Raw genomic sequence first — 23,823 nt, 5'->3', positions numbered from 1 at the left:
CGCCGATTCAGAAGTGGGTAAGGGTCAGGCCAATCTTGTAGCTGGGGCCGTATTCCTCGTACTGGCTGTTATAGCGAGGCGAGCCGGTGTAAACGTAATAGGACTCGTCAGTAAGGTTCTGCGCCTCGAAGAACACTTGCAGGTTGTCGCGCAGGAAGTAGCTGGCGCTGAAGTCCAGGAACATCTGGTCATCGACTTCGGCGTCGTAGCGTGCATCCAGCACATCACCCACCTCATACAGGTAGTCGGACTTGTAGTTGGCCGACAGCCGCAGGCTGGTGCGGTCGTTCTCCCAGCCCAGCGTCAGATTGCCGGTGACATCGGATTGGCCGGGCAGGCTGATGCTGCGGCCGCGCATGGCGCCGAGATCCTGGTCAAACTGTTCGATATCCGCGTCCGAACTAGTGAAGGTGGTGTTGGCATTCACCAACAGGCCGTTCCAGGGTGCGGACAACCAGTCGAACTTCTGCGAGTAAGCCAGCTCCAGCCCGTAGACCTTGGCGCTGTCGCCATTTACCGAGGTAATGGCCTCGCGGAATCCGGTGTATTCCCCGGTGCCAGCAATATCGGCGGTGTAGACGAAGTTTTCGATGTCCTTGTAGAACACAAAGGCAGACACAGCTCCGGCGCGGCCCAGGTAGTGCTCAATACCCAGGTCGAAGTTGGCCGACTCCATGGGGTTGAGGTCGGGATTACCGAACTCGGCCTCATCGTCATCCAGCACGAAGCCGGGGAATAGCTGACCAAAGGTCGGGCGCACGACACTGTTGGTCCAGGCGGCGCGGACCTGGGTTTTGTCGTTGAGCTGGTAGATGGCATGCAGACCCGGCAGCCAGTGGTCGTAGGTGTTGCTGGTGTCGTTGGCGACAAACTCACCCTGGTCCAGACCGGTGCCGCGTGCGGTCAGCTCCGTACCCTCATAGCGCAAACCAGCGATAATGCGCAGGTTGTCGATATCCAGCGTATTCATCAGATAGGCGGCGTTGATGTCCTCTTCGATGGTAAAGTCGTTGATGCGCGACTCCTCGTCATCGTAGAAGTCAGCCCGAGCGAGGCCACTGATCAGGTTCTTGACTGCGCGGTCGGAGATCTGCGGTCCAAAGCGACCCAGTCCGTAGTCGGTAGTGCCGCGGCTAAAGCTGGACAGGTTCAGCTGTTCATCGCTGAAGCCCTGCTCGTCGAAGCCCTCGTAGATCCAGACTTCCAGATCATTATCCTTCTCCCGGCGGCTGAGCTTGCCGCCGAAGGCGAGCTGCGAGGGCAGGCCGCTCAGATAGAAGTCGCGGGTCAGGTCGAGCTTGATGTTCCGCTCGGTATCGGTCGTGCGGGTCTTCTCCCACTCCACTTCGTCCAGCGTGAAGTTGTTCGGATCATGGATGTCCTGCCCGGCTTGTAGCCGCGGTTTGCGCCTACCGCCGAAGCCGATATCACTGAACTCGTCATTCCCTGCGAAGGCAGCATTGGCAATGCCGCCGGGGTTCTCTTCTCCGGCCTTGCTGTAGCCGGCTTGGGCGCTGACGCCCCAGTCGCCCAGTTGGCGCTTGCCGCCAAATACAAAGCTTTCGACTTCCTGGGTATCCGTGCGCGCCTTGAGTTCGCGGCTGACTTCAGCATCCCCCAGCTCACCAGCCAATTGCGGGTCGGCAAACTCGGTCACCATCCCCTGGCGCACTTCATCGTCTTTAAAGCGGCTATAGAGGCTGCGAAACCAGATCTCGCTGTTTTCATCGGGGCGGTAATCCAGGTTCAGGCCCAGGCCGGTGCGCTCACGGGTGATGTCGTAGCGGCGTTGCTCCAGTTCTTCGAGCCGGTCACCGTCATCGAAATCCCAGGCGCCGCCGGTTTCGACGTTGTCTGAACCAAATTCGCGTTCCTGCCAGCTCAGCGCAGCGGCGACGCCGAAGTTATCGACCCCATCACCAATGCTGAAGCGGTTGCTGAAGGCGCCCGACAGTTTGGGACTATTCTCGCCGGTGTTCTCGTCGTGACTGCCTTCAGCACTGAGGCTGTAGAACAGCCCGTCATGGTCGAAGGCCGAGAGGCTTTCGACTTCAATGGTGCCACCCAGCGAGTTGGCGTCCATGTCCGGGGTCAGTGTCTTGACCACCGACAGCGACTGGATCAGTTCGCTGGGCAGCACGTCCATGGCTACCGCGCGGCGGTCATCCTCAGGTGCCGGCACCAGCGTGCCGTTAATGGTCACGCTGTTAAGGTCCGAGCTCAATCCCCGCACCCGCACGAAGCGACCTTCACCCTGGTCTCGTTCCACTGACAGGCCGGGAATGCGCTGCAGCGCCTCGGCCGCATTGTCGTCCGGCAGCTGGCCGATGCCGTCAGCATGCACTACGCTCTTTATAGTGTTGGCGCGGCGCTGGTCGTCCAGTGCCTGTTCCAGCTGAGCCGCCTGGCCAATGACTTCAACCACCTCCGGCTGCCGCTCCTGGGCAACCAGCGGTGCGCTTACAGCGATGGCCAACGCCAGCGCGCTGAGGCGAAATCCGGTACTGCGAGTCGTAACGTTTTGCACAGACATGGTTGGTCCTCCCCTGGAAAAGAATGCGACCGCAGCCGGGCCGTCCTGGAGCTGCACGTTAGGGGGGGCAGATGTCAGTTATGTGACGGTTGCGGGGCGAATAGTGGCAAACAGAGCCGATCTTGGGGATAAACGTCAGGGTTTGAGCTGATTCGACCTTGGCGGCGGAGCGGAACCGCCAAGACCAGCGCTGCACAGCTCCCGGTTTACCCAAGGCGCAATGACCATCGCGGCGCCGGGTAGTGCGCAATACGCTGCCAGCATCCCACTACCCTGAGCTGATATGACTCCCCTCCCTGCCACCGGATTGTCATATTCAGCTGGTTAGCTGGCGCCCAAGGAAGGGAGATCACCGTGAAATCCATGTTTGCAACTCACCGCGTCAAGCTCACTGCACTGCTGGTCGCAGCCAATGCGGGCCTGATCCTGCATCTACTGGTGGGGGAGATAAAGCCTGTCTTGGCGTGGGATTGGCTGGATATTGCCGGCGAAGGTGGCTCGGCGCTGCTCCTGCTGTTGTGGACCTGTCTGCTGTTGAAGAGCCGACCGGCAGGCCACGTAACCAACCTGTTGTTCCTGGGCCTGGCGTGCCTGTTCTTCAGCCTGTTCATGGATAGCGTGGATGAATTCGTTGCCCTGCCCGACGCAATAACCTGGGACGGCTGGCTGGAGTCAGGCCCGATGCCCATCAGCTTTGTCTTGCTGACCATGGGCATTTTCCACTGGCACCGTGAACAACTGGCAATCAACGAACAAATGCGCAACCGCGAGCGGGTCTTTCGTGAGCATCGGCATTTCGACAAACTCACCCCGCTGGGCGACGCCAACTACCTGCGCACGCAGTTACAGCTGGCGCTTGGCGAGGCCGCAGAAGAGCAGCAGCCGTTGTCATTGATCATGCTGGATATGGACGGCTTTTCCCGGGTTAACCGTGGCTACGGCCACGCCGAGGGGGACCGTTTGTTGCAGGTGCTGACGCAACTGATGCTGCTCAATCTGCGCCAGCATGACCTGCTCTGCCGGCTGGCCGGCGACCGCTTCGTGATAGTCCTGCCGCAAACTGGAGAACAACAGGCGCAGGTGCTGGCCACCGAACTGAGCCAGGCCGTGCGCAGCCTGGCCTACAAGAGCAGCCGTCACGGCGAGCGAATGGATCTGACCGCCACTGTTGTGGCGCTGATGGCTCGCGAGGAGGGCTCGGAAGCGCTGCTGCAGCGATTGAACATCACCATGGCCCGGGCCAAACAGAGCCTGACCATGCACTGCGGACGGCAGACAGGTTGAGCAGCTGGCTGGAGTGCGACACGCGGTTCATCCCGGCACACTATCAGCCCGCCAGTCTTATCGACCTGGCGCTGGGCCGGGGCGTGAATGTGCATCGGCTGATGCAGGGCACCGGGCTCTTCCATGACGATATTCTTGCCGGCAATCGACTGATCAGCCCGCTGCAGTTTTTACAGCTGATCGCCAACCTACAGCAGCAAATGCAGGCCGACGACACCAGCTTCCTGCTCGGAGAACAGTGGTTACCTGGGCATTACGGAGCGGCCAGCCACGCCCTGCGCCACGCAACCAATCTGCATGAGGCACTGGAGCGGCTGGTACGCCTGCAACCGCTGCTATGGCCGTTACTGCGCCTGCGCCTTCGAGTCGACGAGCATCATCTCTGGCTGGATTGGGGCGACAGTTTCGGAGCCGGCAAGCAGCACCTATTTCTGATCGAGGCAGGGATGGCCGCGGTGACCGGCATGAGCCAGTGGCTGTCCGGCCAGCGTCTGCCCTGGACCTTCCACCTGGCCCATGCACAGCCGCGCTATATCGAGCAGTACTGGGTGCATCTTGGTGAGCAACTGCGCTTTAACAGCCCGCTGAATCAGATGTGCCTGCCACGAGCCCATCTGATTCAGCCCTGGAGCAGCGCTTCGGCCACCGCCGGGCTAGTCGCCGAACGCGAGGGCCTGACTGTGGTGGCGGCGCTACCGGCATCACGGAGTCTGCTGGATGCTCTGCATGATTACTTCGTAGCGCAGGTTCGCCAGCCACTGCGCCTGGAAAGCGTGGCCGAGGCCTTCGACATGAGCTCGGCAACCTTGAAACGTAAGCTGCAGAAGCATGGCACGCATTTTCAGCAGCAGCTTGACCACGCTCGCTCCAGTGTCGCCCTGGAGCTGTACCTGAGCCGTGGGTATTCAAGCGAAGAGGTCGCTGACTATCTCAATTTCAATGACCGGGCCAATTTTCGCCGCTCGCTACGTCGGTGGACTGGGCTATTACCGGGTGAGCTGAAGGATTGGTTGAGCAGGGCATAACCGAAATACGCGGAATCCAACGGAGTGCTGGCGACAGATCTGGACGAGCTACAAACAGAAGGGTGCTATAGGCCGAGCGGCCGGCAGCCCTAGATCAGCCAACCTCGGTACCCTGTCGCTATCGTTGCGCTTGCTTCATACTTCGAGTTCGTGGCCCGTTCATATCGGCTGATATTTCAACGATCAATAGCGCCCTGTCCAGCCAATCGGCTCGATGGGTAGCGCGTCAGGAAGTACGTTTAATGGATATTCTGTTTTTCTGGCCGACGTTCGCCATTTTCATGCTGGGGTTCATTCTGATCGGCATTGGCTTCAGCCTGAGAGAGAAACCGGCCGGTATTGCGCTGCTGTGGATGGGTACGCTGTGCATGCTGGCGCTGGTGTTTTATCACGTGAGTAACGCGGTGGCTCTCTGAAACAGTCCCGCCGGCAACGGGACTCATCAGTCAAATGTAACCGTACTATCACATAGCAGCAGACGCCCACTCGGGCACAGGTTATGCGACCGTTATCTATTCAGGGTCAGCAGCACCGCACTGGCAGGGCCTACAGCGACAGTAAACGTACCGTCCTGTGCTTCGATCAGCTCTCGATACTCAGTGCCCACCGGGTGGCCGTCGGGGCTGCCGTCAAAGGTTTGCCCGCCGAGGGTGATGCCCTGCTGTGCTTCGAAGGACGGCGCCAGCAGGCGCTTCACTTCGCCGATGGCGTAACCGGGGATGGTTACCCGCACTGGACCTGACGCGGCTGGGTCCTTGTTGATCAGCGCGAGTGAGATCCGGTTGGTGTCAGGATCGCGGGTAGCCCAGGCCTTTACGTTTACATCACTGGCCAGCGAGATCGGCAACATTTCTGCCTGGTTGCTTGCCACTTCGGCGAAAAACAACATGCCGTAATATACAGGCAGCACTTTTCTCAGCGCGTAACCGGTCGGGAATCGCGCATCAGCAGGCGGCTGAGCCTCGGTGTCGGATGCCTGATATTGCGCCTCGGGAACATCAAACAGAAACGCGCCATACAGATCCCAGCTATGCGTGGTGTTCCAAGTATTGCTGTGCACATTGACCCCGTTGATGCCTGCATAGGCGTATTCAAACAGGGCGTCTGCGGCCCACAACGTAGCTTCGAAGGCGTCGCTGACGCCCGGCTCGCCCGCGCAGGTGATCGAGTTCATCTCGGTCAGGCGGTACGGCTTGGCCATCTTGGTAGCGACCTTGATGAAAGGCTCGGCGGCCTCGCGGTTGTCAGTGACAGCATCAGGCTGCAACAGGAACCCCGGCTGGGGATCGCCACCGCAGGCGGAGCTGCCGCCGTTATAGGCGTGCTGACTGACGATGCCGATGGTCTGATGCTCTTGGGTGAGCAGCCGTTCGAGTTCCAACGGCGTACCGAAATCCGACGCTTCAACGAGGGGAAATGGCGCGCTACCGGCGAATCCGGCCATCGATGGGCCCATCAAGGGCGGGCCGCCGGGAATGTTGCTCATGATCTGGCGGGCAAAGAAGCGGAACTCGCCCATGTAATCTTCAAAATCATAGCCACTATCGCGATGGTCGTTGTGTACGAACAAATCAGGCTGGTTGCCCAGCTCGAGTGCCTCGATCGAGCCGACCGGCATCTCCTGCACATAGGTTCGCGCCTGCAGCGCTGCCAGCCCGGGCACACCGGCACCCATGTTGAGCCCCATGAAAAAGGATACGTCCTCCCCGGCAGCATTCAGGTCGCGCGCAAGCTGCGCCATGGGGGTGACGGTGTTCGGCGCCGGTTCGCCAGTACGGTCGGTACTGCTGCCGCCGATACGCAGCGATAACGGACTGCCGCTGCGCTCGATCAGGTTGGTCAGCAATTGACGATAGATGGGGTTGGTCCCGATTGCCGGGTCGCCCATCATCATCTGCGCCTGCCCCCATTCATGGGACAAGCCGAGGAATCCCTCGGGAATACGTGGCCCGGTCTGTTCAGGATCAATCGAGACATTCGCCAGTACGCTGGGGCCTTCGTCGACGTTGACGGTCACTTCATATTCAACGGGCTCGCCCTGCGCGTTAATGGCAGACAAGGTATAAGTCGTGGTCTGCGCTGGCGCAACGATCGCAGAGGATTCGGGGGTAGCGGTCAGTTCACCCAGCTTCACAGACTGAACATTGCCAAGCTCCCAGGCGAGCTCGGTCGTCTGACCTGCGGTAATGGATGTTGGCGATGCGGTGAACTGCTGAATGGCGCCGACCGTTTCAGCCGGGGCATCCGGCCCGCTGGCGGCGCATCCGGCCAGCAACATTGCACAGCAGGCCGACATGGCTATCTGCAGTGTTGAGCCTGTCTGGCGAGATGCGCCAACTGTTGCCTGGCCGCGCAGCAAGTCCCGTGTGCCAGTCTCGTCCATAGTCCTTAACCCCTTGGGAATATAAAAATCACAATAACCACTCGATCGGCAGTATGGAGAGTATCAACACGCCAACGCGCCTTAATAACCCGGTGTGCGGTTCGCTGTCATAGCGCCGCAGCTGATCCCCCCGCTGTTCTATCCAGACGAGTTGGCCATCATCGTCCAGCTGAACGACATAGGCATTGGCGGGAATACTGGTATCGAAGGCGCGGCTTATCTGCCTGGCCATCGTTGGGCTATCAATGACAAAGCCTAGCTCAGTATTCAGGTTTGCCGAACGCGGATCAAAATTGAACGATCCAACGAATATACGATCACGGTCTACTGAAAAAGTTTTCGCATGCAAACTGGAAGCAGAACTGCCGAAGGGCCCAACGCTTTCGTTACGTTCCGCTTGCGGCGACATCCGGCGCATTTCAAACAGCTCTATTCCGGCGTTGAGCAAATCCTTGCGGCGCTTGGCATAGCCTGCATGCACGGCGGTGACGTCAGTCGCATTCAGGGAATTGGTCAGGACCCGAACGCTTACGCCCCGGGCTACCAGATCAGCAAAAGCGTCAACACCTGAAGCGGTGGGTACGAAATAGGGGGAAACCAGCACGACTTCAGTAACCGGGTCATCCAGTATCTCGCCCAACTGATGCGTCAGCAGGCCTTCACCTTCTAACGCGCCTTGTCCCTTGGCCGGATCGTCGCTGACCATGCGGGTCTTCGCCCACCCCAGCTCTAGTGCACCATCGAGCAGCTGGGACATGAATTCCGATTGCCGTACGGCTTGCAGATACACCGCACCCATTGAACCTGCTTGCGGTTGTAGCGACCCTTCAGTCAACTTTTCCAGCTGATGGTTCCCCACCGCGGGCAGGATACCTTCCACCGGATAAGCCGATTCACTGGCCCAGTAACGATCGAAATCGGTGCCAACGTCCCCGACTATCGGTCCCACTGCCAGCACATCCAGATCTGCGAATAGCACGCCTTCCGCTGCGCCGAAATACTCATCCCCGATATTGCGCCCACCGACAATGGTCGCCTGCGCATCGGCGGTAAAGGACTTGTTATGCATGCGCCGATTGGCGCGTGAAAAATTTGTCAGAAAGCCAATCCACTTAAGACTTCTAACCGCGAAAGGATTGAACAGACGTACTTCGATCTGCGGATGCGAATCCAATGCAGCCAACTCGGTATCCAGGCCCGCCGTACCGTTATCGTCAAGCAACAGGCGCACCCGAACCCCACGCTCCGCCGCGTCATGCAAGGCGTCGAGCAAAAATCTGCCACTGTTGTCGTCATGCCAGATGTAATACTGCACATCCAGTGTGCGCTCTGCTGCCTGCGCGAGAAGCATGCGCGCAGCAAATGCATCGTAGGGGTCCGCCAGCGGATAAATACCACTTTTACCAGGATGCGCGTCGACGCGAGGAGCAATCGCCTGTCCCAGGCGCGTTTCGCGGGCATCTGCTGCCAATAGGACAGAAGAGACGCTACGCCCTTCGAGGGTTGGCAAGGAACATCCGGCGAGTAGGCCAGCACTGCAGATCACCAGCAGCACGCTGGCAACATTCCCCAACCTCCGCCAGCTTGGATATGCCATCAGCTCAAACGCAGCGCCGGACTCAACCTGAGCATGTCGAGCACTCCGTCGACCAATATTGGAGCTTTGTCCGGCAGATCGAGACCCTCCGGGTTCATTAGCCATTGATCAATGGTCCCACTGATAAAACTATGCACGCAGCGGCTGGCAAGTGCAGCATCCAGATTGGCCGGCAACTGCCCCTTGGCCATGGCGAGGCGCACTGCGCTTTCGGTATTTTGATCACACAAGCTGCGGAAATCCCGAATGCGCTGACGCAAGCCGCACATTTCGTCGGTATATTCACACTTGTGAAAAATGATCTCATTGATACGTCGGATTCCAGGATCAAGCGCTACACGCTGGAATATCGTCACCAACAACTCCCGCAGCCGTCCAAGGGGATCGGGTTCGCCCTCGTTTCGGCTAGCTTCGCCGAGTGGTTGCAACGGCATGTGAGCCGTTTCCAGCAGCGCAGCCAGCAGTTCGGTTTTATCTTCGAAGTGCCAGTAAATCGCGCCACGCGTCACACCGGCAGCCGCCGCTATCTCGGCCAGCGAAGTGCGCGATATGCCCTTTTTATGAAAGCATAATTCCGCCGCCTGGATGATCTGGCTACGGGTTTCCTGTGCTTCCTCTTTTGTGCGTCGAGCCATGTGGCGATCTCGCTTGGTGCAGGATCTTCGGCCCTTTTATTGCAGGGGCAACGAGGATCAATAATGTTAACGAAGCTAAAAACGCTTACAAACATACGCGAATGTAAGTATATTGTCGCCCATTACCGACCAGTGCCCTTTTGGGCCGGTTTAATCATTTTGTGCAATTATCCATGGGGTTCATTCATGCCAGCCAAGCCAGCCCGCGCAGCTCTGCTTCCGGTCCTGCTCATCGCCGCGTTGTTAAGCGCCTGCGGAAACGAAGAAGAGACTGCTCCCTCCGCTGCCGAGCAGGCGACGCCTGAGGTCGGCATTGTGACGCTCGAAGCCGAGCCTTTCACCCTGACAACCGAGTTGCCCGGCCGCACTGCGGCTTATCGGGTAGCTGAGGTCAGGCCCCAGGTAAACGGCATTATCCAGAAGCGTCTGTTCAAGGAAGGCAGCGATGTGAAGGCTGGCGACCAGCTCTATCAGATCGACCCGGCTATCTACGAAGCCGCACTGGAAAGCGCCAAAGCGGCCCAAGCATCAACCAAGTCGCTGGCCGACCGCTACGATGTGCTGGTCAAGGAAAATGCAGTGAGCCGGCAGGCCTATGACGAAGCCCGCGCCTCAAACATGCAGGCCGAGGCCGCGTTGGAGCGCGCCCGTATCGATCTGCGCTATACCAAGGTGCTTGCCCCCATTTCAGGACGGATAGGCCGTTCCGCTGTGAGCGAGGGCGCCCTGGTAAACAATGGCCAGGCGGCCGCCATGGCGACTATTCAGCAGCTGGACCCGATTTATGTCGACGTTACCCAGCCAGCGCGGGAGCTGTTGCGTCTGCGCCGCGACCTGGCGGCGGGCCGGCTGGAGCGCGCTGGTGACAACGCCGCCAAGGTCAACCTGACGCTGGAAGATGGCACGGTTTACGAGCATGACGGCACCCTTGAATTTTCCGAGGTGTCAGTCGACGCGGGCACTGGCTCGGTAACCCTGCGCGCCGTATTCCCCAACCCCGACAAGATCCTGCTCCCCGGCATGTTCGTTCATGCAGAATTGATATCCGGCACCCGCAGTGAAGCCATTCTTGCACCACAGCAGGGCGTAACCCGCACCCCGACAGGTGCTGCCACGGCTCTGGTCGTCAACGACGAGAATATAGTCGAGCTGCGCAATATCCAGGTAGACCGTACCGTCGGCAACCTCTGGTTGGTGAGCGAAGGCCTCAATGCAGGTGATCGCCTGATTACAGAAGGCTTCCAGTTCATCCGCCCCGGTGCCGAGGTCAAGGCCGTTCCTGCTGGTAACGTTGACCAGCCGGCACCGCAACCCGGTCAGGAAGGTTAATCATCCATGCCACATTTCTTTATCGACCGACCCATTTTTGCCTGGGTTATCGCCCTGGTGATCATGCTGGCTGGGGGGCTGTCTGTTCTCAGCTTGCCGGTCAACCAGTATCCAAGCATCGCACCGCCCGCCGTGCGGATTTCCGTCAGCTATCCTGGCGCCTCGGCGCAGACCGTGCAGGACACGGTCGTCCAGGTGATCGAACAGCAGATGAACGGGATCGACGGACTGCGCTACATCAGTTCGCAGAGCAACTCCGACGGCAGCATGCAGATCAACGTGACCTTCAACCAGGGCACCGATCCCGATATTGCCCAGGTTCAGGTACAGAACAAGCTGCAACTGGCAACGCCGCTGCTGCCGCAGGAAGTACAGCAACAGGGTATCCGTGTTACCAAATCGAGCAGCAACTTCCTGATGGTAGTGGGTGTCGTCTCGACTGATGGCAGCCTGACGCGGGACGATCTTTCCGACTATGTCGTGTCCAACATTCAGGACCCGATCTCACGTACCGATGGTGTAGGTGACTTCCAGGTGTTTGGCGCGCCCTACTCCATGCGCATCTGGCTGGACCCCGCCAAGCTGAACAACTTCGAGCTCATGCCATCGGACGTCAGCGCCGCTATTCGAGCGCAGAACGTGCAGATTTCGTCCGGCCAGTTTGGCGGCTTGCCGGCGGTGCCTGGCCAGCAGCTGAACGCGACCATTATCGGCAAAACGCGGCTGCAGACCCCCGAGGAATTCCGCAACATTCTGCTGAAGGTCAACAGTGACGGCTCGCAGGTCCGCCTGGAGGATGTCGCACGGGTTGAAATGGGTTCGCAAAGCGCAGCCATTACTGCGCTCTACAACGGCATGCCTGCCACGGGCATCGCGGTCAACCTGGCCACCGGCGCCAACGCGCTGGACACCGCCAACGCGGTCAAGGAGACGATCGCAGAACTCCAGCCGTTCTTCCCGCCGGGCATGGATGTGGTCTATCCGTTTGAAACAGCGCCGGTGGTGTCGGCGTCGATCGAAGGCGTGGTGCATACGCTGTTCGAGGCGATCGTGCTGGTGTTCCTGGTCATGTATCTGTTCCTGCAGAACTTCCGCGCCACGCTGATTCCGACCCTGGCTGTACCGGTGGTACTGCTGGGTACATTCGGTGTGCTGGCGGCCTTTGGCTTCAGCGTGAACATCCTGACCATGTTCGCCATGGTGCTTGCCATCGGCCTGCTGGTGGATGACGCGATCGTCGTGGTGGAAAACGTCGAACGGGTCATGGAAGAAGAAGGTCTGCCACCGGTCGAGGCGACCCGTAAATCCATGACCCAGATTCAGGGCGCACTGGTCGGTATCGGCCTGGTGTTGTCCGCGGTATTTGTGCCCATGGCTTTCTTCGGTGGCTCCACCGGGGTGATCTATCGCCAGTTCGCGATCACCATCGCGTCAGCCATGACCCTATCAGTACTGGTTGCGCTGATCTTTACGCCTGCGCTCTGCGCCACCATGCTCAAGCCCATCCCGAAGGGCTCGCATCAAGAGAAGCGCGGATTCTTTGGCTGGTTCAACCGCACCTTCAATCGCGGCGTGAATCGATACGAGCGGGGCGTGTCCTCGATACTGCGTCGCAAGGCCCCTTATCTCCTGCTGTACGTGGTGATAGTGGGCATCATGGCGCTACTGTTCACCCGCCTGCCTTCAGCGTTCCTGCCGGACGAGGATCAGGGCGTCCTCTTCGCCCAGGTGCAAACGCCGGCCGGGTCGACCGCCGAGCGTACCCAGGCGACCGTGGACCGGATGCGTAACCACCTGCTCACGGAAGAAGGCGACATCGTCGAATCTGTGTTTACCGTAACCGGGTTCAGTTTCGCCGGACGAGGCCAGAACTCCGCCATCGCCTTCGTCGGTCTCAAGCCCTGGGATGAGCGCCCAGAGCCGGAGCAGAGCGTCTTCGCCCTGGCTGAGCGCGCGCAGCAGGAATTCAACACTTACCGGGATGCCAAGGTGTTTGCTTTTGCTCCGCCTGCCGTTATGGCGCTGGGCAACGCGACGGGTTTCAATTTCTTCCTGCAGGACAATGCCGGTGTTGGGCATGAGACCTTGATGCAAGCACGCAACCAGTTCCTCGGGATGGCTGCAGAACATCCGGTGCTCACCGCCGTGCGGCCCAACGGCCTGGACGACGAACCGCAGTACCAGCTGATTGTGGACGACGAACAGGCGCGCGCACTGGGCGTATCGCTAAGTGATGTTAACGCTACCCAGTCGGTCGCCTGGGGTTCCAGCTACATCAATGACTTCATCGACCGTGGCCGAGTCAAACGGGTTTACGTCCAGGGCGAAGCCGAAGCACGCATGAATCCGGAGGATCTGGACAAATGGTTCGTGCGCAACAGCCAGGGCGAGATGGTGCCGTTCAGCGCCTTCGCCACCGGCGAATGGATCTACGGTTCACCAAAACTGGCACGCTACAACGGCGTTGCGTCCATCGAAATCATGGGCGAGGCAGCTCCCGGCTACAGCACCGGTGATGCCATGGCAGCGGTCGAAGAGCTGGCCAGTCAATTGCCCCCCGGCGTAGGCGTTGCCTGGACAGGCCTGTCCTTCGAAGAGCGGCTCTCCGGCGATCAGGCACCCATGCTGTACGCGTTGTCCTTGCTGGTGGTCTTCCTGTGTCTTGCCGCGCTATATGAGAGCTGGTCGATCCCGCTGGTCGTATTGCTGGTAGTGCCACTGGGCGTGATCGGTGCATTGCTGGCGACCCTGGGTCGCGGCCTGTCCAATGACGTGTTCTTTCAGGTCGGGCTGCTTACCACGGTCGGGCTGACGGCGAAGAACGCCATTCTGATCGTCGAATTCGCCAAGGACCTGCATGAGCAAGGCATGAGCCTGGTCGATGCGGCGGTTGAGGCCTGCCGGATGCGTCTGCGACCGATCATCATGACCTCGATGGCATTCACCCTCGGCGTGGTCCCCTTGGCATTGGCCAGCGGTGCCGGCGCCGGCAGCTCGCATGCGATCGGTACCGGTGTCATCGGCGGCATGCTTACCGCAACCGTTCTGGTCATATTCTGGGTGCCGCTGTTCTTCGTTATGGTGTCCTCGGTATTCAGCCGCCGGAAGCAGGACGAACCCGACAGCGAAGCTGTTACCACCGAGGAACCTGCACAGTGAAAAGAACTTTATTAAGCGTATCGCTGGCAGTCACGCTCAGCGGCTGCTCGATGATTCCTGATTTTCAGCGGCCCGAGTCCCCGGTAGCAAACACCTGGCCTCAGGGCGACGCCTACTCGGCAAGCACCAACGAACACACCGCCGATCTGGGTTGGGGTCAGTTTTTCCAGGATCCTGCGCTACGTGAGTTGATTGGCATAGCCCTGGAAAACAACCGCGATCTGCGTATTGCCGCGCTGAACGTCGATGCGACGCGCGCGCTGTACCGCATCCAGCGTTCGGATCTGTTTCCCTCGATCAGCGCTGACGGCGGCGGCAACCGCAGCCGTACGCCGGCGAGCCTGAACCCAGGGGGCGAAGCGGGCATCAGCAGCCAGTACAGCGCGGCCCTGGGCATTGGTTGGGAGCTTGATCTGTTCGGCCGCTTGGGTAGCCTGCAAGAGCAGGCCCTGGAAGAATATCTGGCCACCGAAGCGGCCCAACGCAGCGTCCAGATAAGTCTTATCGCCGCCGTGGCGAATACTTATTTGACCTGGCAGGCGGACCAGGCGCTGCTGGAGATAACCCGAGGCACCCTGGAAACCTACGACGAAAGCCTGTCGCTGACCCAGCGCAGCTTCGATGTCGGTGTAGCGTCATCGCTGGAACTGACCCAGGCCCGCACCGCCGTGGAAACAGCACGTAGCAGTCTCGCGCGTTATACCCGCCTGGTGGCTCAGGATCGTAACGCACTGGCCCAGTTACTCGGCCAGCGCATCCCCTTCGCGGGCGTTGACCCCATCGACCTGCAACGCAGCTATCTCACGGATTTGCCGGTGGGCTTGCCGTCGGAGCTGTTGGTCAACCGCCCGGATATCGTCGAAGCTGAGCGTCGCCTGCGCGGTGCCAACGCCAATATTGGCGCGGCACGGGCAGCCTTCTTTCCGAGCATCAGCCTGACCGGTGCGGCGGGTAGCGCCAGCAGTGATCTGGACGGGCTGTTCGAAAGCGGTTCGGATTACTGGAGCTTCTCGCCAAGCATCAGCCTGCCGATCTTCAACGCCGGCCGTCTGCGTGCGAACCTTGAGTATGCAGAGATCATTCGCGACGCCCGCGTAGCGGAGTATGAGCGCTCCATTCAGGAAGCCTTCCGTGATGTATCGGATGGCCTCGCTGCACGCGATACCTATGTGCAGCAGGTAGAGGCTCAAAGTGATCTGGTGGAAGCCAGCGAAAGCTACTTCCAGATTGCCGAACGTCGTTACCGTACCGGTGTGGATAGCTACCTCACCCTGCTTGATGCCCAGCGTCAGTTGTTCACCGCACAGCAGCAGCTGATCGGTGATCGTCTGGGCCAGCTGGTCAGTGAGGTCGAGCTGTTCAAGGCGTTGGGTGGTGGTTGGCAGGCTGAGGTTTCAGCCACGCAATGAGGTGACCCTTGCCGGCCCTAGCTTCAGCTAGTGCCGGCGGGGCGCGTCTTGTCTGAACGATCAACGCATCATGCGGCTGACTGTTCGGCCTGACGCTCCAGTTCGGCTTTCAGTTCCGGATCCAGTTTCAACTGCCGCGCCAGCTCGTCCAGATAGGCGCGCTCCATATAGTTCTCTTCGTCCACCATCAGCAAACTGGCCAGATACATTTCAGCGGCCATTTCCGGCGTGCCGGCGGCCTTGGCAATCTCGGCCGGATCAAGTGGTCGACGCAACTCCTGATCGAACCAGTTCTGCAACTCCCGGTCCTCAGTCAGTTTGTTGATTTCTCCTTCGATCAATTCCCGTTCGCGATCATCAACGTGCCCGTCCGCCTTGGCCGCACCTATGACCGCACGCAGGATGGCCTGGCTGTGCTCTTCAACCTGTGGCGGCGGCAGCCGATCAATTGTCCGGGGCTCCCCCGCCGTGCTGTTGCCGGTACGTTGTTGCCAACTGCCGTAGGCCTTGTAGGCAATGACACCGAGGGCAGCCAGACCGCCGTAGGTCGCGACCTTCTTGCCGACCTTGCGGGCCTTCTTGTTGCCCATGAGCAAGCCTATCGCCGAGCCGCCCAGGGCGCCTCCGCCGACGCCAGACAACAAACCGCCCAATGGCGAGTCACTGCGCCCGGCGGATTGTGTGGATGATTTCGCGCCGGCTTGCCCTTGCAGCAGATCGGAACCGGACTTCAATAATTGATCGAGCAGACCTCGGGTAATCATGAGTAAAGCCTCAAATTCAGGGGGTTTAAACCAGCTGCAGCGCCAGGCTGCCGCCAGTCTGAAGGCAGGTCGGGAGTTGCTGATGCTCTGATAGACTCTGGCTCAGAGGAGCGGTTCAGGCGATAACGTATCTGCTAATTGCCGCATAATGGCACTTTGCCCTACCCTGATGATTGGCTGTTCCGGCTTGCAGGATCAAACGGAGCGACGCCTACATCGATTTTCAGGATTCCAGATGATTGATTACAGCAACAAGCGCGTGCTGATAGCGGATGACTTTTCCGGTTTTCGTACATCAGTCACCGGGATGCTTCGGCAAATGGCAGTGCGCGATGTCGATGCGGTTGCAACCGGCGAGGAGACCCTCGCGTTATGCCGCAATACCCGATACGACGTCATTCTCCACGATTACAACCTCGGTGACGGCAAGAACGGCCAGCAGGTGCTGGAAGAATTGCACCATACCAGGCGCATCAGCCCCCACTGCATCTTTGTCATGGTGACCGCCGAGAGCAGCCAGGCGATGGTCATGGCAGCGCTTGAATGCGAACCGGACGCGTATCTCACCAAGCCGTTCAACCGCGCCAGTCTGGAGCAACGCCTGGAAAAGCTGTTCCAGCGCAAGGCCGCACTCAAACCGATACTGGACGCAATCAGCCGGGATGACCCGCAGGCCGTGGTTAGCGCCTGCCGCACGATGATCCAGGCGCAGCCGCGACTCGCCCCGCTATGTCAGCGTTATCTGGCCGATGCGCTGGCGCAGCTTGGCCAGGCTACGGAGCTGGAATCGCTATTGAATGGGCTGGTCGGCGATCGGCCACTGCCCTGGGCACTTGTCGCACAGGGCAATCATTTGCGCAGCAAAGGCAGGCTCGATGAAGCGCAGGCTCTATATGAAAAAGGTATAGAGCTGTTCCCGATGCTACCCGCCCTGTTTGATGGGCTGTCAGCCATACATGACGCACGTGGCGATAGCCTCGCTGCTCAGCAATACCTCGAGAAGGGAATACGGATTTCGCCCCACGCGCTGCAACGTCAGGTAGAGCTGGGCAGGCTGGCGCGGCGCAACGACGATTATGCCCAAGCTACCAGGGCCTTCCGCCAGGCTGTCGGCCTGGGTCGTAATTCCGCCTTCCGCAACCCGGAAACGCACCTTCAGTTGGCCGCTACCTTGACCGAGCAGGACGGTCCAGGCGTGATCAACCCCAAAGTGTTGCTCGAGATTCGCCAGACGCTGGCCGAGGTGGACAAGACCTGGAAAAACGATCCGGCTTTGATTGCCCGCTCAAATCTGCTGCAAGGGAGCGCGCTGGCCAAAAATGGCCAGAAGGGCGAAGCAGAGCGCTATGCACAGATGGCTACCGAGCGCCTTGAGTCTCTTGAGGGTGGCCTGGCTCCGGAACTAGCACTGGATATGGCCAGGCAACTCCGCGAACTAGGCCGTGCTGACAGTGCAGACGCTGTATTGTCCACCTGTGCGGAAATGTATGGAGACGATCCGGCCATCCTCGAGCAAATCGCCGAGCAGACTGACAACCCGGACATCATCAAAGCCGGTGAGCACGCCAAAGCGCAGAACCGTGAGGGCATCAAACGCTATCAGCAGAAGCAGTTTGCGGAAGCGCTGGAATTGTTTCGTCAGGCCAGCGCAAGCCAACCGCGCAACATCAGCTATGCACTGAACACGGCGCAGTCCCTGCTGCGGTTACTCGCACAAACGCCCGACGACGATCTCAAGGCTGAATGTCTGAGATGTCTCGCTCAGGCGCACAATATGCCCGCAACCGACAAGCGTTACGAGCGCTATCAAAAACTGCGCAAGGCGGCTGACGCGCTATGAGCGATCATGACGACCAGCCCGGCGAAGGGCTCGATTTTTCCACTGTCATTGCCTCCACTGTGCATGACATGAAGAACTCGTTAGCGATGCTGATGCAGGCCTACAGCGAATCCCTGGCCAGCTTGCCAGAGGAACTGAGTGGCAGCCGCGAACAGGGCGTGATCGAGTATGAGTCCCTGCGCCTTAACGGCATGCTGGTGCAGATGCTCGGGCTGTACAAGTTGCAGGTGAACCAGCTGCCCCTGCGCCCTGCCTGGATTGAAATGGACGACTTTCTCGAAGCGCAGCTGGCCCGCCACGACAATATCCTGCGGGCCCGTCACATTGCCGGCAGTTATGAGGTCGTGGAAGAAGGCATGCTCGGCTACTTCGATGCCGAGCTGGTGGGCTCGGTGGTGGCCAATGTGATCAACAACTCCATTCGCTATGCGCGCTCGGCCATACAGCTGCATGCGGGTATGCGCGACGGCCAGCTGTCGATCGCCATTTGTGACGACGGTGAAGGCTATCCTCCGGCGATGATCGAACGGCAATCGGAGTATGTGATGGGCATCGATCTGAGCACCGGTAGCACCGGGCTCGGGCTGTACTTTGGCGAACGCATCGCCCGGCTTCATCAGCGCAACGGGATACAGGGTCATATCGAGTTAAGCAATGACAGTTCCCTGGGCGGCGGCAATTTCCAGATCCTCTTGCCCTGACTCCCTGATTGCTTATGATGCGTCAACAGCGCGGTTGTTAGCGGTTTCCAGAGTATCCGGCTCCGACTACTCTCGGTAGTCAGCATTCAAGCACGCCGGAGAATAACAACATGTTCGAACGACACTACGATGTCTGGCCCGCCCTGGTTCCGCACTTCCTCGACTTGCCCAGGACCAGCCTGTATAGCAACCTGGCGGTGTCTGCGCTGCGCTATCCGGACCATCCTGCCATTCTGTATTACGGCACCGACCTCAGCTACCGCGAGCTGAAGCATCAGGCGCAGAGCCTCGCGGGGCACCTGCAGCAGAACGGCGTAAAGGCCGGCGACAGGGTATTGCTCTACATGCAGAACAGCCCGCAGTTTGTGGTGGGCTTCTATGCGATTTTGCGCGCCAACGCGGTGGTCGTGCCGGTCAACCCGATGAACCGCCGCGCCGAACTGGAATACCTGATCACCGATACCGAAGCCGACGTTGCACTGTGCGGCCTCGAATTGCTCGACCAGGTTACCGGACTGCTTGATGAAGGGTCGCTGCGGCATGTGGTAGCTAGCGCCTATAGCGAATATGTACGTGAACCCCCGATGGCAGAGCTGCCCGATGCGGTAAAGCTACCCAGCGACATACCGCAGCTGCCGGGTCTGGTTGCCTGGCAAAACACACTCGCGGCAAACCATGTCCCTGGCCCGCTAACAACCGGCCCGGACGACCTCTGCGTGATCCCCTACAGTTCCGGCACCACCGGCAATCCCAAGGGCTGCGTCCATACGCACCACAGCGTCATGGCGACAACTGTGTACTGTTCGGTATGGGGCAACGCCCAGCACCACAGCGTGCAGCTGGTGTCTGTGCCGCTGTTTCACGTGACTGGCATGCAGGTGTGCATGAACAGCGCGATTTATATCGGCGGCACTCAGGTGATCATGACCCGCTGGGATCGCAAGACCGCCGCACAACTGATCGAGTGCCACCGGATCACCAGCTGGCGAAACATCTCGACCATGGTGGTGGATCTGCTGTCAGAGCCAAGCATCGACGACTATGACCTTAGCAGCCTGCAGTCCATAGGCGGGGGCGGGGCAGCCATGCCGGCCGCGGTGGCAGCGAAACTGGAAAACAAGACCGGACTGCAGTACTCCGAGGGTTATGGATTGTCGGAAACCATCAGCGCCACCCACATGAATCCGCCCCAGGCGCCCAAGCCGCAATGCCTGGGCATCCCAATCATTGGCGTCGATTCGCGGGTCATCAGTGTCGATACGCTGGAGGAACTCGGCCCGGGTGAAAGCGGCGAAATCATCATGCACGGTGAGCAGATATTTCAGGGTTACTGGCGACGTGACGAAGCAACCGCAGAGGCCTTTATCGAACTGGATGGCAAGCGTTTCTTCCGCTCCGGCGACATCGGCTACTACGACGAAGAGGGCTACTTCTTCCTGGTCGATCGGGTCAAGCGCATGATCAATGCCTCCGGCTTCAAGGTCTGGCCGGCAGAAGTCGAATCGCTTCTTTACGGGCATCCGGCGGTGCAGGAAGTCTGCGTGATCTCGGTACCCGACGAGCGGCGCGGTGAAACCGTCAAGGCGGTGGTTGTCCGCGCTGCAGGTCAGCAGGCGGACGCAGACGATATCCTCGTCTGGTGTCAGCAGAACATGTCCGCCTACAAATGCCCCAAGCTGATCGAGTTTGTGGACAGCCTGCCCAAATCGCCTACAGGAAAGATCATGTGGCGAGCATTGCAGGAACAAGAGTGGAGCAGCGCGGGCTGAGCAGTCTGGCTATTCCGATACCAGCCTGCGTGGGTCAGCATGGCGGGAGCTCAACCGGCTCCGCTCCCGCCAGCTCGCTCAACCCTTTGCTGCAGGAAACCAATGCCGGGTGCGGTTGGCAAAGGCTACCAGCGAAAGCATCACCGGCACTTCAACCAATACCCCTACCACGGTGACCAGCGCGGCCCCCGAGTTCAGGCCGAACATGCCGATGGCCACCGCTACCGCCAGTTCGAAGAAGTTCGATGTTCCGATCATGGCGCACGGCGCTGCGACATTGAACGGCACCTTCCAGAGTTTCGCTGCGGTATAGGCGAGCGCGAAAATACCGTATGACTGGATCAGCAGCGGAACCGCTATCAAGGCGATCAGCGCTGGTTGATCGAGGATAACCTGGCCTTGAAATCCAAACAGCAACACCACCGTTGCAAGCAGACCCAGCACCGAGAACGGCTTGACCCGCGCATTGAAACGCTTCAGCGATTGCTCGGCTGTTTGAGGAGAAACCCCCGCGCTGAACCTGACCCGCGTGATGATCCCGGCCAACAACGGAATCACCACATAAAGCCCTACCGACAACAACAAGGTCGCCCAGGGAACGTCTATTTCGGTAACGCCGAGCAACAGCGCCACGATTGGCGCAAAAGCGAAGATCATGATGACGTCGTTCAGAGCCACCTGAGCCAGGGTATAGGTGGCATCGCCCCGCGTTAGCTGAGACCAGACAAACACCATGGCCGTGCAAGGCGCTGCGCCGAGCAGAATCAGCCCCGCGATGTACTGACCCGCATTGGCAGGATCAATCAGATCAGCGAACAGATACTCGAAGAACAGCACACCCAACAGCGCCATGCTGAACGGTTTGATCAGCCAGTTGACCGTGAGCGTGATGACCAGGCCTTTGGGCCGCTCGTGCAATCGACGCAGGCTGGAAAAGTCCACCGAAACCATCATCGGATAGACCATAAACCAGATCAGCACCGCCACGACAAAATTCACCGAGCCGTATTCGACCGCTGCCAGCAGCTCGAAGGCGCCAGGAAACAGGCTGCCAAGTGCAATGCCTGCGACAATGCCCAGGGCTACCCAGAGCGATAGATAGCGTTCGAACGCAGAGATCGCCTGCGGCGCGTTACTCATGGGATACTCCCTGTGGATTACATGGGCCATCCGTAGCGCAAAGCGCGCCATGTTGCTGTACCTTTTCAATGGTTGGCCGCAGCCAATCCGATAGCAGCTCCAGGCCGTCCGGATTCAGCGAATAACACACACGTGGCCGTTCTATCTCGCCGCACACAATGTTCGCCTGCTTGAGAATGCGCAAATGCTCGGACACGGTAGACTGAGCGAGGCCAAGCGCTTCAACTATTTCGCCACCCACGCACACGTGGCGCTTCAGAAGCAACTCGACTATACGCAGCCGTGCCGGATGACCCAGCGCGCGCGCAGCTTCAGCTACCTCAACGAGCGTATCTTGCATATCGGTTTTCATCGGGCCCCAGCGGAACATTGACCAATCACGACAGTCACTTATCGCATATCGTCGTTTGGCGATTTTACTCCTGGATAACCGTTATGAGAAGACTGTTACTCGCCTACACCGGTGCTCTATCACGGCAGATTCCCTCGAATCTGTCGCCCGCATGGGTGAATTTTTTGAACGTTAATTCATTTACTCTACACCCGCGATTACCAAGGGCTAGACACATATGGAAATGCTGATTGGACTTATCGGCCTGGCAGTGCTGATAGTAGTTTATGTTCGACGTTTTTTGCTTCGCAGGGAAACTCCACCGCTCCAGGCGGCTACCTTCGATGGGGAAATCTTCAAAGTTGGCAAGGCTGCAATAGCCAGGCGAGCCGGTACTGACACCAAATCCAGCGTGGTGGTGGTGCACGGTTTCGCTGAGAATTTCACCTACTTCAGCCGCTATTACGCAGCGCCCCATCTGGAGCTCATCAAGCTCAGCTGCGCTGATTATCATTTACCAGTCGAGAACCCGAATTACGTGGCTGCGGAATGGACCTTCGTTCCCAAGCATCAGCCGGGAACGATTGCCTACGATGCGGCAGTATTGAATCTCGCCATTGAGCACCTGGTCAGCCACAGCTCGCTGCGGGTACATGGCCATTCGCGCGGCGGTGCGGTAGTGCTGGAGGCGGCACGCCAGCGTCCAGACCTGTTCGTCGACGCCGAAGTGATCCTGGAAGCGCCGATGTTGCCGCAGGCCCGGCCGGTCCAGCAGATCTCGCCAATCATCGCCTGGCTGCTGCCGTTTTACCTGGCAGCCTGGCAGCAGCAGCCTATCTCGGATAAAAATCGCTCGCGATGGGGCTCGCTGGAGGATCCGCACAAGCGTGACCTGGTTATGGGTTTTCCCTTCAACGCCCGGCACCTGTCGACGATGGTCACCAACATACAAGACATGGCGGACTGGACAGCATCCACCGGCCCTGATATTTACCGCCATGTCCGTTGCGGCGCTGTGCTGGTGCCTGCAGAGGATCGTATTCTGGACACCGCTTCGATGCGTGTCAGCGCCCAGCAAGCCGAGAATCTTCAGGTTATTGAGATAGAAAATGGGAGCCATTTTGTGATTCACGATCACCCGTCTTCAGTCCCGCCGGTCCTGCAGGCCTGATGAGTTACAGTTTCGAACCTGTCGGACAGGTCCATTCGTGTTTCCGGGAAAAGTTCGGCATTCCTCGCCAGCCCGCCCTGGCGCCCGCTTCACAAGCCGTCATCGAGTTACTTCCGCCCTATCATCAAGCCGAGGCAACGGAGGGGCTGGAGTCGGTCAGCCATATATGGATTCTGTTTGTTTTCCACGCCGCACCATCCGGTGAAGCGCACCTGAGAGTGCGTCCACCTCGGCTCGGCGGCAACCGTAAAATCGGTGTATTTGCCAGCCGGGCAACCCACAGGCCAAACCCGATCGGCCAGTCGGTAGTGAAACTGGACGCTGTAGAACCAGGCAGGCTGCTGATCTCCGGGCATGACCTGCTCCACGGCACGCCTGTACTGGACATCAAACCCTACGTGCCATACGTCGATGCCGTAGCCGGAGCGACCAATGCGCTGGCATCGGCAGCGCCTGGTTTGATCGAGGTGCAATGGTCCTCGGAGGCACTGGTTCAAGCCCGGGAGCATGCCAGCCGGTTAGAGCAACCGGTGGTCGAACTGGTGGAACAATGTCTGGCGCAGGATCCCAAGCCGGCCTACCAGCAGCCCGGACCGGACCGCCAGTACGGCGCTCTGTTCTGGGATTTCAACGTCACCTGGCATTACCCTTCAGCCGACCGCATTCGCGTGCTTATGCTGTCAACTGCATCCGCGTGAGATGGCGTGCTCTGCGCTTCTCACCATGCAATAATCGCCTTGACTGAAACCTACG

18 protein-coding genes are annotated in these 23,823 nt (G+C 59.3%); 11 read left to right on the top strand and 7 right to left on the bottom strand.

All coding sequences use genetic code 11. The annotated features are described in order from the left end of the window. Nucleotides 1-7: 7 nt before the first annotated feature. Nucleotides 8-2,533 carry a TonB-dependent receptor gene (locus tag G3M63_RS05070; RefSeq protein WP_163982063.1) on the bottom strand — a complete coding sequence of 842 codons (2,526 nt, stop codon included), beginning with the start codon at nt 2,531-2,533 and terminating at the stop codon, nt 8-10. Between the two features lie 363 nt (nt 2,534-2,896). Between G3M63_RS05070 and G3M63_RS05065 the strand changes: the two genes are divergently transcribed. From G3M63_RS05065 to G3M63_RS05055, 3 genes are all read left to right on the top strand, one after another. Beyond that, nucleotides 2,897-3,817: a GGDEF domain-containing protein gene (locus G3M63_RS05065; RefSeq protein ID WP_163984185.1), complete on the top strand. Its 921-nt coding sequence runs from the start codon at nt 2,897-2,899 to the stop codon at nt 3,815-3,817. Beyond that, nucleotides 3,814-4,842: an AraC family transcriptional regulator gene (locus G3M63_RS05060; RefSeq protein WP_163982062.1), complete on the top strand. Its 1,029-nt coding sequence runs from the start codon at nt 3,814-3,816 to the stop codon at nt 4,840-4,842. The genes G3M63_RS05065 and G3M63_RS05060 overlap by 4 nt, the downstream gene beginning before the upstream one ends. A 242-nt stretch (nt 4,843-5,084) precedes the next feature. Then, nucleotides 5,085-5,258 carry a hypothetical protein gene (locus G3M63_RS05055; protein WP_163982061.1) on the top strand — a complete coding sequence of 58 codons (174 nt, stop codon included), beginning with the start codon at nt 5,085-5,087 and terminating at the stop codon, nt 5,256-5,258. Between the two features lie 92 nt (nt 5,259-5,350). Here the strand turns inward: G3M63_RS05055 and G3M63_RS05050 are convergent, their stop codons facing one another. Genes G3M63_RS05050 through G3M63_RS05040 form a run of 3 tightly spaced genes read right to left on the bottom strand, consistent with a single transcriptional unit; the run spans nt 5,351 to nt 9,457 of the window. Next, the gene (locus G3M63_RS05050; protein WP_163982060.1) at nt 5,351-7,225 is read right to left on the bottom strand and encodes a glycosyl hydrolase family 79 C-terminal domain-containing protein; all 1,875 of its coding nucleotides are present in this window, start codon (nt 7,223-7,225) and stop codon (nt 5,351-5,353) included. Nucleotides 7,226-7,253: 28 nt separating this feature from the next. Next, a complete protein-coding gene (locus tag G3M63_RS05045; RefSeq protein ID WP_163982059.1) occupies nt 7,254-8,822 on the bottom strand; it encodes a phospholipase D family protein in 1,569 nt (522 codons plus the stop codon). Continuing rightward, nucleotides 8,822-9,457 carry a TetR family transcriptional regulator gene (locus G3M63_RS05040; RefSeq protein ID WP_150300030.1) on the bottom strand — a complete coding sequence of 212 codons (636 nt, stop codon included), beginning with the start codon at nt 9,455-9,457 and terminating at the stop codon, nt 8,822-8,824. The genes G3M63_RS05045 and G3M63_RS05040 overlap by 1 nt, the downstream gene beginning before the upstream one ends. Nucleotides 9,458-9,643: 186 nt before the next feature. Here G3M63_RS05040 and G3M63_RS05035 point away from each other — a divergent pair, with 186 nt between their 5' ends. Genes G3M63_RS05035 through adeC form a run of 3 tightly spaced genes read left to right on the top strand, consistent with a single transcriptional unit; the run spans nt 9,644 to nt 15,354 of the window. Continuing rightward, complete coding sequence (locus tag G3M63_RS05035) at nt 9,644-10,786, top strand: efflux RND transporter periplasmic adaptor subunit (protein WP_163982058.1); 1,143 nt, start codon at nt 9,644-9,646, stop codon at nt 10,784-10,786. Between the two features lie 6 nt (nt 10,787-10,792). Then, nucleotides 10,793-13,945, top strand: coding sequence for an efflux RND transporter permease subunit (locus tag G3M63_RS05030; RefSeq protein ID WP_163982057.1), 3,153 nt, complete (start codon nt 10,793-10,795; stop codon nt 13,943-13,945). Further along, the gene (gene adeC, locus G3M63_RS05025; RefSeq protein ID WP_163982056.1) at nt 13,942-15,354 is read left to right on the top strand and encodes an AdeC/AdeK/OprM family multidrug efflux complex outer membrane factor; all 1,413 of its coding nucleotides are present in this window, start codon (nt 13,942-13,944) and stop codon (nt 15,352-15,354) included. Before G3M63_RS05030 ends, adeC begins: the two co-directional genes overlap by 4 nt. Before the next feature lie 68 nt (nt 15,355-15,422). On the opposite strand, the gene G3M63_RS05020 is transcribed toward adeC, so the two are convergent. After that, nucleotides 15,423-16,118 (bottom strand): tellurite resistance TerB family protein, encoded by a 696-nt coding sequence (locus G3M63_RS05020; RefSeq protein WP_163982055.1) that lies wholly within the window; start codon nt 16,116-16,118, stop codon nt 15,423-15,425. A gap of 235 nt (nt 16,119-16,353) precedes the next feature. On the opposite strand from G3M63_RS05020, the gene G3M63_RS05015 reads away from it, so the two are divergent. From G3M63_RS05015 to G3M63_RS05005, 3 genes are all read left to right on the top strand, one after another. Continuing rightward, nucleotides 16,354-17,958 carry a tetratricopeptide repeat-containing response regulator gene (locus G3M63_RS05015; protein ID WP_163982054.1) on the top strand — a complete coding sequence of 535 codons (1,605 nt, stop codon included), beginning with the start codon at nt 16,354-16,356 and terminating at the stop codon, nt 17,956-17,958. Further along, complete coding sequence (locus tag G3M63_RS05010) at nt 17,955-18,659, top strand: sensor histidine kinase KdpD (RefSeq protein WP_163982053.1); 705 nt, start codon at nt 17,955-17,957, stop codon at nt 18,657-18,659. Before G3M63_RS05015 ends, G3M63_RS05010 begins: the two co-directional genes overlap by 4 nt. A 110-nt stretch (nt 18,660-18,769) precedes the next feature. Continuing rightward, a complete protein-coding gene (locus G3M63_RS05005; RefSeq protein ID WP_163982052.1) occupies nt 18,770-20,428 on the top strand; it encodes a long-chain-fatty-acid--CoA ligase in 1,659 nt (552 codons plus the stop codon). A gap of 78 nt (nt 20,429-20,506) precedes the next feature. On the opposite strand, the gene arsB is transcribed toward G3M63_RS05005, so the two are convergent. Both arsB and G3M63_RS04995 read right to left on the bottom strand, forming a co-directional pair. Continuing rightward, nucleotides 20,507-21,568: an ACR3 family arsenite efflux transporter gene (gene arsB, locus G3M63_RS05000; protein WP_163982051.1), complete on the bottom strand. Its 1,062-nt coding sequence runs from the start codon at nt 21,566-21,568 to the stop codon at nt 20,507-20,509. Next, nucleotides 21,561-21,908, bottom strand: a complete 348-nt coding sequence (locus G3M63_RS04995) for a helix-turn-helix transcriptional regulator (RefSeq protein WP_218573655.1) — start codon at nt 21,906-21,908, stop codon at nt 21,561-21,563. The genes arsB and G3M63_RS04995 overlap by 8 nt, the downstream gene beginning before the upstream one ends. Before the next feature lie 229 nt (nt 21,909-22,137). Here G3M63_RS04995 and G3M63_RS04990 point away from each other — a divergent pair, with 229 nt between their 5' ends. Both G3M63_RS04990 and tsaA read left to right on the top strand, forming a co-directional pair. Continuing rightward, the gene (locus G3M63_RS04990; protein ID WP_163982049.1) at nt 22,138-23,070 is read left to right on the top strand and encodes an alpha/beta fold hydrolase; all 933 of its coding nucleotides are present in this window, start codon (nt 22,138-22,140) and stop codon (nt 23,068-23,070) included. Next, complete coding sequence (tsaA, locus tag G3M63_RS04985; protein ID WP_163982048.1) at nt 23,070-23,768, top strand: tRNA (N6-threonylcarbamoyladenosine(37)-N6)-methyltransferase TrmO; 699 nt, start codon at nt 23,070-23,072, stop codon at nt 23,766-23,768. Before G3M63_RS04990 ends, tsaA begins: the two co-directional genes overlap by 1 nt. Nucleotides 23,769-23,823 lie beyond the last annotated feature (55 nt).

Source organism: Pseudomonas sp. OIL-1 (genome assembly GCF_010669185.1).
GTDB classification, from domain to species: Bacteria; Pseudomonadota; Gammaproteobacteria; order Pseudomonadales; family Pseudomonadaceae; genus Halopseudomonas; species Halopseudomonas profundi.
This window is presented reverse-complemented; position numbering and strand designations above follow the sequence as displayed.